This is a genomic window from Aequorivita sp. IT1183, from assembly GCF_058068265.1.
In genome coordinates this window covers 57,360-72,793 of sequence record NZ_JBYRHS010000003.1, presented here as the reverse complement: position 1 = coordinate 72,793, position 15,434 = coordinate 57,360, and the positions used below count along the sequence as shown (strand labels likewise).

Here is a 15,434-nt window from a genome sequence, read left to right as displayed (position 1 = left end):
ATATTTTAAAAAATTGACAACTTTGTTTTTGTAGTAAATTGTTCTAAAGCTTTCATTCCCAAATAGGAATTTCCTTGATAATTTAATGCAGGAGCCCAAGTTGCAATTGTGAAACAATGTGGTAAAAGCGCAACGATTCCTCCGCCAACGCCACTCTTTCCTGGCAATCCCACTTCAAAGGCGAACTCACCAGCTTCATCATAGAAGCCGCAGGTTAGCATTAATGCATTTATTCGTTTTACTTGGCTGGCGGTTAAATGTTGAATGTTTTTTAAACACTTTCCTCTATGTGCAAAAACGAAAAAAGCATTGGTAAGTTGCTTACAATCCATTAAAATGGAACATTGGTGGAAATAAAAATCTAATACGTCTTCAACGTTATTATTAAGATTTCCATACGCCTTTAATAAATTGGCGGCAGCATAATTATTGTAACCGGTTAATCTTTCAGATTCGGCTATTTTTTCGCTGTAACAAATAGTTTCGTCGTGAGCTAATTGCCGTACAAAATTTAAGAAATCTTCCTTCGGATTTTTTAAATGTGAAAGTAAAACATCAGCAACGACAATAGCTCCGGAATTAATTAACGGATTTCTAGGAATTCCATTTTCTAATTCCAAAAGAGAAAGATGGTTAAAAGGGTTTCCAGAAGGTTCAACATCCATGCGGTGCCACAAATCGTTTCCCACTAACTGAAAAGCTTTGGTTAGCGATAGTACTTTGGAAATACTTTGGATTGAAAATTTTTCTGAAGCGTCGCCAACAGAATAATTGTCGCCTGTAATTAGTTGCAAATTGATTCCAAACTTATCTTTAGGAACATTCGCCAATTCTGGAATATAAGAGGCTACTTCCCCCGTATTTTTTGCATTTTTGAGTGATTCGTGAATTTCTTCTAATATTGCTTGATAATCTAACATTAACCTTTGTAAAACGGTGTTTTCACGATAGTTGCGGCAACAGGTTTATTTCTAATTTGAATAAATATTTCGGTGCCGGGAGCACTATTTTCTTTAGTAACGTAACCCATTCCAATAGCTTTACCTAAGGACGGCGCCATCGTTCCGCTAGTTACAATACCAATGTTGTTTCCGTCTTTATCAGCAATTTCATAATCGTGACGAGGAATACCGCGTTCGGTAAGTTCAAAACCTATGAGTTTTCTTTTAACACCTTCTTCTTTTTGCTTTTTCAGATTTTCAGAATTCACAAAATCCTTGGTGAATTTCGTAATCCAACCTAAACCAGCTTCCAAAGGAGACGTAGTGTCGCTGATGTCGTTTCCGTAAAGACAAAAGCCCATTTCAAGTCGCAAAGTATCGCGAGCAGCTAGACCAATTGGTTTGATGCCGAAATCTTCTCCAGCTTCCATAACCTTGTTCCAAACTTGTTCCGCTTCACTATTTTTGCAATAAATTTCGAAACCACCGCTGCCAGTGTAACCTGTGGCGCTAATAATAACGTGCTCAACACCTGCGAATTCAGCAACTTTGAAATTATAAAATTTTATAGCACTTAAATCTTCAGAAGTTAAAGATTGCATTGCTTCAATAGCTTTTGGTCCTTGAATGGCAAGCAGCGAATAATCATCAGAAATATCGCGCATTTCAGCACCCATAGTATTGTGATTTGAAATCCAATTCCAATCTTTTTCAATATTTGAAGCGTTTACAACAAGTAACCACTTATCATCTTCCATATGGTAAATAATTAAATCGTCAACAATACCGCCAGTTTCGTTTGTAAGACAGGTGTATTGCGCTTGACCAACTACCACTTTTGAAGCATCGTTGCTGCATACTCTTTGAATCAAGTCTAAGGCATTTGGGCCGGAAACTAAGAATTCGCCCATATGCGAAACATCAAAAACACCAACTGCTTTGCGGACGGTTTCGTGTTCTGCGTTTACGCCTTCGTAAGAAACGGGCATGTTATAACCTGCAAATGGCACCATCTTGGCGCCTAGTTGTTCGTGTATATGTGAAAGTGCTACGTTTTTCATAGATTTAAAGTTTTCTTAATAAACCCGTTCGCTCCGCTCAGGGTCTCAGTTTAGTACTAATTATTTTAATGTTTTAATAAAAAAACATTTTAGCAAATGTATTACAATCGTGCAAAGTTAACGAAAGATTACAGTGTTTATTTGCAACATTTTTGAAGTTAAAATCATCTTAATCGATTGTTATTTTATCAATGTTTTCAATACTTTTAAAAGAAAAATCATGTCCATGACAACTTCATTAAATCCGTATACTGAAGAAGTAATAAATTCCTATAACAATCATACAAAAAAGGAAGTTTCAGAAATAATTGATAAAGCAGATAAGCGCTTTTACAGTTGGCGCGAAACCTCCTTTTCTGAACGGAAAAAACTAATGCTTGCCGCTGCTTCGGAATTGAAGAAGAACAAAAATGAATATGCCGAAATGATGACTTTAGAAATGGGGAAACCTATTTCACAAGCCATCGCTGAAGTTGAAAAATGCGCTTGGGTTTGCGAGTATTACGCAGAAAATGCCGAAAGTCAACTTCAAAATGAAGTGAAAAAAACCGATGCTCACAAAAGTTATGTGAGTTACGAACCTTTGGGAGTAGTATTGGCTGTAATGCCTTGGAACTATCCTTTTTGGCAAGTTTTTAGATTTGCAGCACCCGCGTTAATGGCGGGAAACATTGGGGTTTTAAAACACGCATCGAACGTATTTGGTTGTGCACTAAACATTGAAAAGGTTTTTAAGCGTGCAGGGTTTCCCGAAAATTGTTTTACCACTTTATTGATTGGTAGCGATGCCGTGGAAGATGTAATTGAAAATGAAAAGATAAAAGCAGTAACTCTCACCGGAAGCGGGCCAGCAGGTTCATCTGTGGCTTCAATAGCTGGGAAAAATATTAAAAAGACTGTTTTGGAATTAGGCGGAAGCAATGCTTTAGTTGTGCTAAAAGATTGCGATATGGATAAAACCGTTGCAACCTGCGTTCAGGCGCGATTTCAGAATACGGGGCAAAGTTGCATTGCAGGGAAACGTTTAATTATTGACGAATCTATCGCGAATGAATTTGTCGAAAAAATGCTTATAAAAGTTCGCGAATTGAAAAGCGGCGACCCAATGGATGAAAGCACATATATTGGCACGATGGCACGCGAAGATTTAGCTAAAGACTTAGAGAAACAAGTGAACGCTTCTATAAAAGCTGGTGCAAAATTAGAAATAGGAGGAAAGCGACAGAGCGCCTATTTTGAGCCCACAATCCTGTCAAATGTTACACAAAACATGGCGGTCTTTAATGAAGAAACTTTTGGTCCGGTACTGTCTGTTACAACATTTAAAACTGTGGAAGAAGCTGTTGAGCTTTCTAACAGTTCTATGTTTGGATTGGGTGTTTCGCTATTCACAAAAAATATTGAGGAGGCTGAAAAGCTGGCATTCCAATTTGACGAAGGCGCCGTTTTTATAAATGAATTAGTGAAAAGCGACCCCCGATTGCCTTTTGGAGGAATTAAGCAAAGTGGTTATGGGCGTGAGCTTAGCGAGCACGGTATTCAAGAATTTGTAAATAGGAAGACTGTTTATATTAATAAATAGTAAAAAACCTAACAGGTCTTTAAGACCTGTTAGGTTTAGAATATTTTACCCTTTCTTTAAAAAGGCTTCTTTACTTTGCATTTCAGCTTTTGGGATGTTGTTCTTTTCTAAAAACGAATTGAATTTTTCACCTTCCTTTGCCTTTATATTTTCGTACCGCTTTTTCGCTTTTGAAAAATCATCAGCAATTAATTCGAAATTTGCCATAGAAGCTCCAGAAACCTTATTATAGTTTGAAGCTACATTGCTATAAAGGTCGCCCATCTTTTCACGCAATTCAGGATCTGCCGATGCAACGTAATTATCGCCTGTAGTAATTACCAAATCTGTCCGTAGATTTTCTAATGCATCATATAATTTTTGAGCATCTTTTTTCCCTTTCGGATGATTTTTAATTACTTCCGTAGCCTTTGTTTGGGTTTCATTAATTTCATATACCATAAAGGCCAAATCTTCTACCATATTAAAAAGACTTTGAGTAAGCGTTTCTTGCTCTTTTCGTTGTTCTAAAGTGGTAAGAGACTTTTCATCGTATATTATTTCAATGTCTTGGCTGAAGGAATCATTCCCTTTTGTAAGTACCACTTTATATTTTCCGGCCGGAACACGAGGCGATGTAAAGCCACTAAAAGCAAGTGTTTTCGCCTGCGCCATTTTTGGAGCAGCAGTCATAAAATTCCAACTTACTATATTTATTCCTTTCGATTTTCCAGGCGCTAGTGTTGTAATTTTGTTACCCTGCATATCTTGGATTTCCATTTCCATTTTTCCGAAAGTATGTCTCTTTTTGAGGTAATAAACAATTTGCGCAGCGGTGTTTTTATTTTCACCAACAAATTGGGTTTCTGCTCCAAAACTTCCGCTAAAGCCGCTTTCTTCGGTCATTGTGAAAGGTTCGGTTTCAAAAAAGTGAGCCTCTTTATTTAGAATTTCTGGGGTTAGTTGGCGCAACGGACTTATATTATCTATAATTATTACACCACGGCCGTGAGTTCCCATCACTAAATCGTTTGTGCGCTTTTGTAGGTCAATAAAATGAACCGCAACGGGAGGCATATTATTTGTGAATTCAGACCAATTTTTTCCACCGTCAATAGTTACATAGAGACCTAATTCGGTTCCCAAGAAAAGCAAATCTTCATTTTTATAATCTTCTTGAATATTTCTAACAAATGCTTTTGAATCAATATCTTCTGAAATGATAGATTTCCATGTTTTACCGTAATCTGTTGTCTTTAGCGCATAAGGTTTCATATCGCCAGTGTTGTGACCTTCAAAAACAGCATAGGCAGTTCCTTTATCGTGAATACTAGCTTCAATGTGATAAACCCATGTGTTTTTTGGAATTCCAACGAGGTTTGCGGTAACATTTGTCCAAGTTTTTCCGCTATCAGTTGTAAGCTGAACATTTCCATCGTCGGTTCCAACCCAAATTATATTTTGATCTAAAGGTGATTCAGCAATTGTGAAAATTGTAGTGTGATTTTCCGCACCACTGTTATCAACTGAAAGTCCGCCAGATTTAGACTGGTCTTGCTTTAATTTATCGTTAGTAGTTAAGTCGGGCGAGATGATTGTCCAACTATCGCCCATATCGTCTGAACGGTGTAGAAATTGGCTTCCCATATAAAATCGGTCGGGCACGAAAGCGCTTACAGCCATTGGTGCATTCCAGTTAAAACGCAATTGGGCATCTCCTTTTTTGGGTTGTGGTTGTACGGTTGTGGTTCTATTTCTATCCACATCATAACGCCAAACGTTTGCAGCGCCCTGCATTTCAGAATAAATAATATTTTTTGTGGGATGCTTTAAAACCCGAAAACCATCGCCATAGCCAACGCTATTCCAATCGCGCGCAGTAACGCCGCCGGAAGCAGAAGAAGGTCCGTACCATGAGCCATTATCTTGTAAACCGCCATAAACATTGTAAGGTTCGGCATCGTCAACACTTATATGATAAAATTGTGAAAGCGGTAGATTTTCAACAATTTCAAAAGTAGAGCCACCATTCCAAGAACGATAAACACCACCATCGGTACCCGAATAAATAATGTCGCTATTATTTATATCGAAAGCAACATCGTGAATATCACTATGCATATTGCCAAGATTTTTAAAGGTTTTTCCACCATCGCGACTAATAGAACCTGTTAAGCCACCTTTTAAAATTATATCTGGGTTTTTTGGATCAACAATAATTCTTGAAAAGTAAAAAGGACGCACAGTCAGCCCAAAATCGTTATTTAAATGTTCCCAAGAATTCCCGCTATCGTTGGATCTCCAAAGTCCGTTTGTCTCTTTAATTCCAGTTTCAATAACTGCATAAATTATTTTGCTGTCGCTGGGAGCCATTGCAATCCCTATTCTCCCTAATTTTCCAGTGGGAAGACTATTAGTAAGTTTTTTCCAAGTTTTTCCTCCGTCGGTTGATTTGTGTATCGCACTGTTTTCACCTCCCGAATTGAAACCCCAAGCTGTTCTTCGAAATTGCCACATAGAGGCAAATAATACATTTGGATTTTTTGGATCCATTAAAATATCTGAAACTCCAGTTGAGGGATCTATGTATAAAATTTTGCTCCAAGTTTTTCCGCCATCTGTAGTTTTGTAAACGCCGCGATCTTCACTATCGCTCCAAAGCGCGCCCAATACGCCCACATAAACTTCATCTGTATTATTGGGGTTTATAACTACGGAAGCAATTCTTTCGGAATTTTCAAAACCGGGAATTTCTTTCCAGTTATTTCCACCGTCAGTAGATTTGAAGAGACCGTTACCGACAGAAACTGAATTTCTAGTCCAAGTTTCACCTGTTCCCACCCAAATTACTTCATCGGGGTTTTTAGGATCTAAGGTTATTACACCTATAGATTGTGCGTGTTCGTCAAAAATAGGAGCGAAGGTTGCTCCGCCATCGCTTGATTTCCAAACACCGCCACCTGCGGCTCCAGCGTAGAGAATACGTGCATTTGTAGGGTGAATTTCAAGATCGTTTATACGTCCGCTCATTAGTGCTGGACCAATATGGCGAGCTTTCATATTACCGAAAAGTTCTTTTCCTTTTAAGGCGTTGTCCTGCGCTTGAACAAAAGTAAAACTCGTAAAAATGGCGAGAAACGCAATGATGGTATTTTTCATGATGGTTAGTTTTTTAGGTAATTCTGTTGAAAGTAGAATTTCAGTTAAAAAAAAATCCCTAAACGAGCAGGGATTTTTTTTATTTGTGAATAGTTATTCTTTCTCTACTGCATCTGTTGCAGTGGCGGGAAATGCGAACATTGCCGCGTCAATTTCAGGATTCAACGTTATTTCTTTTAATTGAATTGCTTGACCTCCCATACTTAGTGCAAAAGGAAAATAAAGACCATCAACTTCTTGATAATCGCTCATAGTGCTAACATTCATTTGCCCTTTCATTGGACCTTGCTTTATTTCGCTTTCAGCAACAATAGGTACATAATTTTCAGTGTCAAAATAATAGTAAGAAACGTTTGGCTCCTCTACGCCATCAACCATAATAGGCGATTGCGTAAGCATAAGTTTAAAGGTTTCAGCTCCTTCTTTGGTTTCTTTGCCCATTAATTCTACTGTAAATCCTTTTTCTTTGTAATTCATAAAAGGAGTTGGAAAATCTTTCATTTGCTTTTTCATGTTGGCAGTAGACTCAGCATCACTTTTTTCAGCTTGCATAGTCATAAAATTAGTTGTCCACATGGTTTCGCCGTCAAAAGCAAGTTGGGTGATTTCTTGTCCTTGAAAATTAATTTTAATTAATTGATTTCCTTCTTTGGTTTGGTAAATTTCTACTGGAATTTCCATTCCTTGTGCATTAGCTGTCGCAGTCATTTTTACGCTCTGCAATTTTTCCCAAGATGCTTTGCCGCCTGTATTTTCAAGGTAATTACTTATTATCTCGTCTGCAGTTTGTGCAGTTACAGGTACAAAAGCTGTTAATAAAAAGGCAATGATAAGTGTTTTTAAGATTTTCATGTGTTTAAATTTTTTGTTTGAAATGGAATGCCCAGCTTCTTTTTTCTCGTCTTTTAAAATTGGGCTTTATTAATAATAATAATTTTCGGTTGAGTAAATATAAGACGAACTCTGTAATAAAAAGTTACAGCCTATTATTTTTTTGATGCCTATTATAAAAGTTATCTTTACTTAAAAGAATAAAAACTATGAATTTTCACACACGTAAATGGATAAAACCAGAAGATTTAAACCCAAATGAAACGCTATTTGGAGGTAGATTATTAGAATGGATTGATGAGGAAGCAGCACTATATTCCATCATTCAACTTGAAAATCCGCGAACGGTTACAAAGTATATGAGTGAAATTAATTTTAGAAGCTCTGCGAAAAAGGGCGATATTATTGAAATTGGTATTGATACCATTGGCTTTGGGAATACTTCATTACAACTCCGCTGCGAGGTCCGCAATAAAATGACCCGCGAGGTAATAATAAGTATTGACAAAATTACGATGGTAGGCCTGGATGAAAATGGAAAACCTCGCAAACACGGTAAAACTCAAAAGGAATTCGTAAAAGACCGATTGGCAAAATAATTTTGCTTTAACATTTCAAACAATAGAATTTTTACCCGTCTATTTTTAAAAACACTTTATAAAGAGACTCTTTCCGCTTGTTCGCGGGCACGTTTCAATTGGTTTTCATTTGGTTTTTTAGGCTCCTGTTTTGTAGCAATTTTAGGTTCAAAACTTAATTCCGAAAAAGTTGGGAAATGGTCTGAGTTAATATCTTCACCTAATTTCAATGAAATAACCCGAAATTCTGCCGAGACAAAAATATGATCCAAAGGCCATCGCATCAAAAAACTTTTGGCATTGAATGTATTATAAAACCCACGTCCTTTTCGCATATCTAAAAGTTCACCCACATTTTGGAAAAGTGAGGTGGTACTAGACCAAGCAACATCATTGAAGTCGCCCATTACTATTACAGGATATTTTGATTGTTTGCTAAGGAAGGCAATTTTCATCATTTCAGAATCGCGATCTGTTGACAGCGGATTGTGCTGCGGCATTGGAGGCGTGGGGTGGATAGTGTACAATTGAATGGTGTCGCCCGATGGAAGCCGTACTTTTGAATGGATGGAGGGAATTTCCTTATCCACCAAATATTTTATTTCAGGGTCTATCAATTCAAATTTTGAATAAAGAAGCATTCCGTAAGTGTTGCTAAGGGGAATTTCAGCTTCATAAGCGTATTCTGAAGGTAAATGTGCGGTTATAAATTCCATCCAATCTTTGTCTGTTTCTACCAACAATAACAAGTCTGGATTTTTATTTAAAAAGTCCTTCAAAAGTTTTTCAGGCTTCTTGTTTTTCTGCAATACGTTAGCGGCATATAACGAAATAGTTCTGCTTTCAACCGCGTTTTCACTATTGCCAACTTCAACCGGAGCCAATGGAGTGTAGGGATATATTTTCGCCAATTGAATTACAAAACAGGCGCCAACTATTCCCGCAAAAAGATAATCATTCAGACGCTTTACATCAAAACGCATAAAAAACGTAAGAAGTGCCACAAAAGTAAGAATGGTTAGCTGTACATGTGGAAAGTCGAAAATACGTATCCACCAATAATCTACAGCTATAAATGGAAAAATAGTAAGCGTTACGGCTATTATTCCAAATATATAGAGGAAGGTTTTTAATTTCATTAAATGAAACACGATTTGCTTATAAATATAAACTTAATTTTTAAAACATTAATTCTTTAGGGAAGGAGAAAAATCCTTGCCCGTTGGCAATTCAAAAATTTCTAAATCGAAATAGGGGATAGCGGCCAGCAAATGGTCAAAAATATCAGCTTGAATATGTTCGTAATTTTCCCACCTTTTATCGAGGCTGAAGCAAAATATTTCAATAGGAATACCTTTGTCTGTTGGTGCCAAATGGCGAACCATTAAAAAAAGATCTTTATTTATTGCTGAATTTTCGTTCAAAAAAGCGTCCGCATAATGACGAAAAACACCGAGGTTGGTTTGATTTCTTCCGTTTATGAGCAATTCTTTATCGGCTTCACTTGTTCTATTAAATTTGTCCACATCTCGCTGACGATGCTCCAAATATGGTTTTATCAGCTGAATTTTTTTGAGCTTTTCAATATCTTCCGTAGAAAGAAATTTAATGGAAGATTGCTTAACAAAAATGGAACGCTTTATTCTTCGGCCCCTGCTTTCTTGCATTCCGCGCCAGTTTTGGAAGGAATCTGCAATTAAACTGTAAGTAGGAATAGTGGTAAAAGTATGATCGAAATTCTGTACGCGTACGGTTGCAAGATTTATTTCTGTAACGTATCCATCTGCTCCAAATTTGCTGAAAGTTATCCAGTCGCCAATACGAACAATATCGTTTACAGATACTTGAATACTCGCTACAAAACCGAGAATAGTATCTTTAAAAATCAGCAAAATCACCGCAGATGCAGCACCAAGGGTAGTTAAACTTACGAGTGAAAAACCTGTAAGTAATTGAATAATCCAAAAAATGCCAACTCCCCAGGCAAAAATCATCATTACCTGCACATAGCTTTCCATGGGCTTATCGCGATATTTTTCGCTTTCTTCAAGGAATTTGCGTGAGGAGCGAAGAATACTTCGGAAAATATATACACTGAGAATAATTAAATAAGCCTTCGTCGCAATTTGAAGCAGATTGGTCATAAAAGGCGACTCAATAAATATAATTGGTATAAGGAACCAAACTATTGCCAAAGGCAGCAGATGTGCTATGAAACGCGGAAAGTTACTTCTTGCCAGATAATCATCAAAAGAAGTTTTTGTTTTATCGCTGAATGCTTTAAAACTTTCAATTATCAATCTTTTAAAAACAGCATCTATTACTAAAACAGCGGCTGAAACCAGAATACAATTTACAAGAACATTTAAAAAAATGGCCCATTCAATCGTCATCCCTTCATTAACGAGATAGTCTTGAAAAACACAACTGTATTTTTGAATGGCATCTTTATTCATTATAGATATTTACGTTCTACATAAAAAGGTCCGAATGGCAGTACTGAACACATTACCACGATGAACAAATCTTTAATAGACCAGTTTAATTTTTTCCACATATAAAGTGCGCCGCCCACATAAAGTACGAATAACACTCCGTGCGCCATTCCTACAATTTGAACCATTTGCGGCATATTCCAAATATATTTTAATGGCATCGCTATTCCCAAAAGTACTAGAAAAGAAATAGCTTCTAGTGTACTTATTAGCCTAAAGGTTTTTACTGAAAATTCCACAATTTTAAATTTTTCCCAAAGATACATCTTGAAAATTGACTCCCTAAGCTTTAAGACTAATTTATGGAAGAATTGTTTTGTTCAGAATTACTATCTTTAAAAGAAAAAATAGATGCTGCCACCACTACAAACGTCCACTGAGACAATCCAAATTTCCATTGAAAGCTATTATGAAGAATTTCTGAAAGTTTTACCAAGGGTTGCATTGGCACTATTAGTAATAATTTTGGGGGTTTTGCTAGCACAGTTGCTTACATCTTTCTACAAAAAACGCTTTCAACAAAAATCTGAAGATCCATTAATGTCTAGATTTCTGGCGCAAGCGGTGAAAATAATTTTGATAATTATTGCCATAATGCTAGCGCTGAAAGTTGCAGGTTTAGACGGGATAGCAACGGGACTTTTAACCGCCGTTGGTGGTGGTGCAATAATTTTAGGTTTCGCTTTTCAAGATATAGGAAAGAATTTTTTAGCGGGAATTATACTCGCTTTTAATAGACCATTCAATATAAATGATACTATTAAGATTGATAATATTTTCGGAAGGGTTAAGGAATTGAACTTTCGATATTCGCACATAAAAACTTTTGACGGACGTGATATTTATATTCCTAATAGCGATGTACTTACCAAGCCAGTTGAAAACTATACAGCGGACGGGTTTTATAGAGTAGATTTTACGGTGGGGATTGGATATGAGGATGATATTATTTCAGCTAAAAAAGTAATACAAGATATTCTTGATTTGAATACAGAAATTGTGCGCGATGAAAACCACGAAAATTTCGTAATCGAAGACGAATTGGCAGCGAGTACCGTAAATCTAAAAGTCTTCTTTTGGGTAGATACAGTTGATTATAGACGAGCTTCGCGTGTATTGCGTGGCTTGGTTATTCGGCAAGTAAAGGAAGAACTCTTTAAAAAAGGCTTTAATCTTCCTGCAGATATTAAAGAACTTAAAATCTACGGAACTGAGGATGCAATCCCGATAAAATTCAGAAATAGTCCAGAGTTTCCAAAAGACGATAAAAATCAATAGATCGAAAGTGTATTAATCGCAGGGTAATGGAACATTTAGTGTTGTATAATTCCAGTTTTTCTTATAACTAAAATGCCACCATTCCGTACGGATCGTATTGAAGCCAAACTTACGCATGCCTTCAAAAAGCAGCTTACGGTGAGCGAGAATTTCTTTTGAAAAATTATAATTATCAATATGCGCTTCTCTCCCGAAGTAATCATAATCACTACCCATTTCAACGTAACAGCCCTCTAAAGTTTCCAAAGTAATATCGACCGCTGCACCTTTGTTGTGGATAGAGCCATTGCCGTACGGATTGCCCACATAAGTTGGTCGTGGCACTTTTGCCCACATCTTTTTTTGAACATCTAACGGGCGGTAGCAATCGTAAATTTTAATACGGTAACCTCTTTCACAAAAGTATTGATTGGCTTCTAGCAGTGCCTCAGCAACTTCGGGCCGGAGCAAGCATTTTGCACAATCATAAAGTGTTTCGCCAATAAAATTGTTAGGAGTAGCGTAACGAATTTCGTAGCTAAATTCGGTTGAAAGCGTCTCGATATCTACTAACGATTCCTGAGAATTCTCTTCCGCAGAAAAACTAAAAAATAAAAACGTAAAAAGTAGAATGGATGGCAACTTCATACGTCAAATTTAAGTAGAATTTAATAACATTCGAAATAGCTATTTGTAACTTTGGGAAAAACGAATAAATATGAACGATTTAGGAAAAAAATCCGCACTGATTACAGGCGGTACAAAAGGAATAGGTTACGGAATAGCTGAAGCAATGCTGAAAGAAGGCATTAATGTAGCCATTACAGGAAGAATTAAGGAAACCGCGCAACAGGCTGCGAAAATGCTAAATGAAAATGGAAACGATAGGGCACAGGCTATAGGTATTGAAGCCGATGTGCGTAATTATGAAAGCCAACAAAAAGCTGTGAAAGAAGCTATCGAGCAATTTGGCGGTTTAGATATAGTTATTGCAAATGCCGGACTTGGTCATTTTGGTTCTGTTGAAGACATAACTATTGAGCAGTGGAAGGAAACAATTGATACAAACCTTTCCGGACCTTTTTACAGTTTAAAAGCGAGTGTTGACCAATTGAAGAAAAATAAAGGATATTTTATAACTATTTCTAGTTTGGCAGGCACCAACTTTTTTAAAGGCGGAAGTGCTTACAATGCTAGTAAATTTGGTCTTACAGGTTTCACGCAAGCAGCAATGTTAGATTTACGCGACAAAGGAGTAAAGGTTAGTACCATTATGCCTGGTTCGGTTTCTACACATTTTGCGGGTAACGAACCTGACGACTCAGATGCCTGGAAAATACAAATTGAAGATATGGGCGAGCTAGTGGTTGATTTATTAAAAATGAATCCACGAACGCTGCCGAGTAAAATTGAAGTGCGACCTTCAATGCCGAAGTAAAATTCACTCTATAAATTAAAAAAGGCGATTCATTTCTGAATCGCCTTTTTTGTATAGATTACTCGCTGTTATTAGTTAGCAGAAAGTAAAGCTAAAAACTTATCTAGGTTTGGTAGTATAACGATTCGCGTTCTTCTGTTAGTAGCGCGACCGTCTTTGGTTTCATTTTCTGTAAGTGGGTGAAAACTGCTTCTTCCTGCTGCAATTAGCTTTTCAGGAGCTACACCATATTGGTCTTGCAAAATACGAATAACGGCTGTAGATCGATCTACACTCAATTCCCAGTTGTCTTTAATGTAAGCACCTGGCTTTACAGTTTGACTGTCTGTATGACCTTCAACCATAACTTCTAAAGCTGGTTCGCTATTAATTACATTTGCCAAACGCTCTAAAAGTGGATTTGCTTTCGAATTTACCCGAGCACTTCCTGACTTAAATAAAAGTTTGTCTGAAATTGTAATCATTACTACAGTTTCATCAATGTCAATCTTGATGTCGTCTTCTTCGCCTTCGCCAACTAAACTGTTGTCAAGATTCTTCTTAAGGTTGTACGAAACGATAAGATTCATTGAATCCTTTAAAGTTTTTGCTTGTGCCAATTCTTGGGGATTTACATTGGCTAATGCTTTCTTCATTTTTAATTTGTCATTTTCAGAAACCACAACTCCGTCAAATTGTTGTAGACGATTGTTGTTTGAATCTGTCAGCGACTGGATTTTCGAATTGTAACTTGAAACGCGTTCTTCAATTTTAGCGTACTTAGCTTCAATCTCTTCCTTTTCTAGTTGGGTTTTAACTAATGTAGAGCGGGTGTCGTTGTATTGACCTTCCAATTCTACATACTTCTTTTTTGAAACGCAGGACGTTGTAATAAGTGCTCCTGCTAATAAAGTTAATGCAATAACATTTTTCATAATTCTAAGTTTTTTTAGGTTTGTGTGGCAAATATAACGGGACACTTCACCAAATAATTAGTTAATGGATGCTATTGTTTTGTTAAAAGGAAAACTTAAAACCGCCTAAAATACATAGCCTAGCAGCACATATAATATTATAAAGACTACAATAACCCCGATACAGCCACACTTGCCACCGCCGATTTTCTTGGCACCCCAGCCAGCCAATAATATTCTGAGTAATTTTTTCATAAAATTTTTTTAAGGTTGATTTGTTGATTTATCGTTTATTCATTTTTATCTGCGGAACCTTTTGCTTCAGGTGCCTTTTTTTGCGGCTCCATTCTCAATTTATTTTTTCCAAAATCTAAAGTACGGATAGGGAATGGGATGTTAATACCGGCTTCATCGAAGTTTTTCTTAATAAGTTTTATAGCTAAATGCTGCGCTTCAAATTTTGGTTTAGGTTTCTGACTAGTAATCCAGAATCTGGTAATAAAGTTGATGGAGCTGTCTCCAAATTCAGTGAAATAGAATTCGACTCCTTCATTGTTGCGTTGTTCAAAATTTTCAGAGATTACTTTTATGACCAAATCTTCCACTTTTTGAAGATTCTCTTCATAACCTACGCCACAACTAACCGAAACTCTACCACGCTCGGTCCAAGAATAATTAGTGAAGGGGTTTTCGACAAAAATTTTATTCGGAATAATTACATAATCATTATCTGGCTGGCGTATAGTTACATTTCTTAAATCAATTTCTTCAACGTAACCAGATTTTCCTTGTGCGTCAATAAAATCGCCAATGCGCACTTTTGGCTGAAATGAAAGCATAAAGCCAGAAACGGTGTTGCTTAAAGTGCCTTGCAATGCGAAACCAATTGCCAATCCCATTACTCCGGCCCCAGCTAGAACAGAAGTAAGAACTTTGTCTAATTGCATAACTCCAAGAGCTATAAAAAAACCAACTAATAAAACAATTGCGTAGATTAATTTTGAAAGTACCTGTTTAATAGACTCATCACCTATCTTTTGGAATAGTACTTTATGTGATAGTTTTTTAAGTCCTCTTGCAATTAAATAAAAAACAATCATTACAAGTATTGCAACCGCAAAGTTTGGCAACTTCAATATTATTGCATCTAACCAGCCGTCTAGCTTGTCGTATAAACCTGTAACTGAGTCGTGTACTGAAAATTTTTCTTCTTCCATGGT

General features: G+C 36.8%; 14 protein-coding genes. 4 read left to right on the top strand and 10 right to left on the bottom strand.

Annotation, left to right across the window (positions count from 1 at the left end):
• Positions 1–5 precede the first annotated feature (5 nt).
• Positions 6–920 (bottom strand): glutaminase, encoded by a 915-nt coding sequence (locus AC3RVF_RS05955; RefSeq protein ID WP_489692980.1) that lies wholly within the window; start codon positions 918–920, stop codon positions 6–8.
• Positions 920–2,002, bottom strand: coding sequence for a glycine cleavage system aminomethyltransferase GcvT (gene gcvT / locus AC3RVF_RS05950; protein ID WP_489689854.1), 1,083 nt, complete (start codon positions 2,000–2,002; stop codon positions 920–922). The genes AC3RVF_RS05955 and gcvT overlap by 1 nt, the downstream gene beginning before the upstream one ends.
• Before the next feature lie 226 nt (positions 2,003–2,228).
• Here gcvT and AC3RVF_RS05945 point away from each other — a divergent pair, with 226 nt between their 5' ends.
• A complete protein-coding gene (locus AC3RVF_RS05945) occupies positions 2,229–3,584 on the top strand; it encodes an NAD-dependent succinate-semialdehyde dehydrogenase (RefSeq protein WP_489692979.1) in 1,356 nt (451 codons plus the stop codon).
• 45 nt (positions 3,585–3,629) lie between these two features.
• On the opposite strand, the gene AC3RVF_RS05940 is transcribed toward AC3RVF_RS05945, so the two are convergent.
• Positions 3,630–6,722 carry a WD40/YVTN/BNR-like repeat-containing protein gene (locus AC3RVF_RS05940; protein WP_489692978.1) on the bottom strand — a complete coding sequence of 1,031 codons (3,093 nt, stop codon included), beginning with the start codon at positions 6,720–6,722 and terminating at the stop codon, positions 3,630–3,632.
• Between the two features lie 93 nt (positions 6,723–6,815).
• Positions 6,816–7,574: an outer membrane lipoprotein-sorting protein gene (locus AC3RVF_RS05935; RefSeq protein ID WP_489689857.1), complete on the bottom strand. Its 759-nt coding sequence runs from the start codon at positions 7,572–7,574 to the stop codon at positions 6,816–6,818.
• A 188-nt stretch (positions 7,575–7,762) separates the two neighbouring features.
• Here AC3RVF_RS05935 and AC3RVF_RS05930 point away from each other — a divergent pair, with 188 nt between their 5' ends.
• The gene (locus AC3RVF_RS05930; protein ID WP_489689858.1) at positions 7,763–8,152 is read left to right on the top strand and encodes an acyl-CoA thioesterase; all 390 of its coding nucleotides are present in this window, start codon (positions 7,763–7,765) and stop codon (positions 8,150–8,152) included.
• A 56-nt stretch (positions 8,153–8,208) separates the two neighbouring features.
• Here AC3RVF_RS05930 and AC3RVF_RS05925 read toward each other — a convergent pair whose 3' ends face one another.
• The 3 genes from AC3RVF_RS05925 to AC3RVF_RS05915 are packed head-to-tail and all read right to left on the bottom strand — an operon-like array spanning position 8,209 to position 10,892.
• The gene (locus AC3RVF_RS05925) at positions 8,209–9,270 is read right to left on the bottom strand and encodes an endonuclease/exonuclease/phosphatase family protein (RefSeq protein ID WP_489692977.1); all 1,062 of its coding nucleotides are present in this window, start codon (positions 9,268–9,270) and stop codon (positions 8,209–8,211) included.
• A 48-nt stretch (positions 9,271–9,318) separates the two neighbouring features.
• Positions 9,319–10,587 (bottom strand): mechanosensitive ion channel family protein, encoded by a 1,269-nt coding sequence (locus AC3RVF_RS05920; RefSeq protein WP_489689860.1) that lies wholly within the window; start codon positions 10,585–10,587, stop codon positions 9,319–9,321.
• Positions 10,587–10,892, bottom strand: coding sequence for a DUF3817 domain-containing protein (locus tag AC3RVF_RS05915; protein WP_489689861.1), 306 nt, complete (start codon positions 10,890–10,892; stop codon positions 10,587–10,589). Before AC3RVF_RS05915 ends, AC3RVF_RS05920 begins: the two co-directional genes overlap by 1 nt.
• An 85-nt stretch (positions 10,893–10,977) precedes the next feature.
• On the opposite strand from AC3RVF_RS05915, the gene AC3RVF_RS05910 reads away from it, so the two are divergent.
• Positions 10,978–11,904: a mechanosensitive ion channel family protein gene (locus tag AC3RVF_RS05910; RefSeq protein WP_489689862.1), complete on the top strand. Its 927-nt coding sequence runs from the start codon at positions 10,978–10,980 to the stop codon at positions 11,902–11,904.
• Between the two features lie 12 nt (positions 11,905–11,916).
• On the opposite strand, the gene AC3RVF_RS05905 is transcribed toward AC3RVF_RS05910, so the two are convergent.
• A complete protein-coding gene (locus AC3RVF_RS05905) occupies positions 11,917–12,531 on the bottom strand; it encodes a M15 family metallopeptidase (protein ID WP_489692976.1) in 615 nt (204 codons plus the stop codon).
• Between the two features lie 70 nt (positions 12,532–12,601).
• Here AC3RVF_RS05905 and AC3RVF_RS05900 point away from each other — a divergent pair, with 70 nt between their 5' ends.
• Positions 12,602–13,321, top strand: a complete 720-nt coding sequence (locus tag AC3RVF_RS05900; RefSeq protein WP_489692975.1) for an SDR family oxidoreductase — start codon at positions 12,602–12,604, stop codon at positions 13,319–13,321.
• A 71-nt stretch (positions 13,322–13,392) separates the two neighbouring features.
• Here AC3RVF_RS05900 and AC3RVF_RS05895 read toward each other — a convergent pair whose 3' ends face one another.
• Both AC3RVF_RS05895 and AC3RVF_RS05890 read right to left on the bottom strand, forming a co-directional pair.
• Positions 13,393–14,235 carry an OmpA/MotB family protein gene (locus tag AC3RVF_RS05895; protein WP_489689865.1) on the bottom strand — a complete coding sequence of 281 codons (843 nt, stop codon included), beginning with the start codon at positions 14,233–14,235 and terminating at the stop codon, positions 13,393–13,395.
• Positions 14,236–14,504: 269 nt separating this feature from the next.
• Complete coding sequence (locus AC3RVF_RS05890) at positions 14,505–15,431, bottom strand: mechanosensitive ion channel family protein (RefSeq protein WP_489692974.1); 927 nt, start codon at positions 15,429–15,431, stop codon at positions 14,505–14,507.
• Positions 15,432–15,434 lie beyond the last annotated feature (3 nt).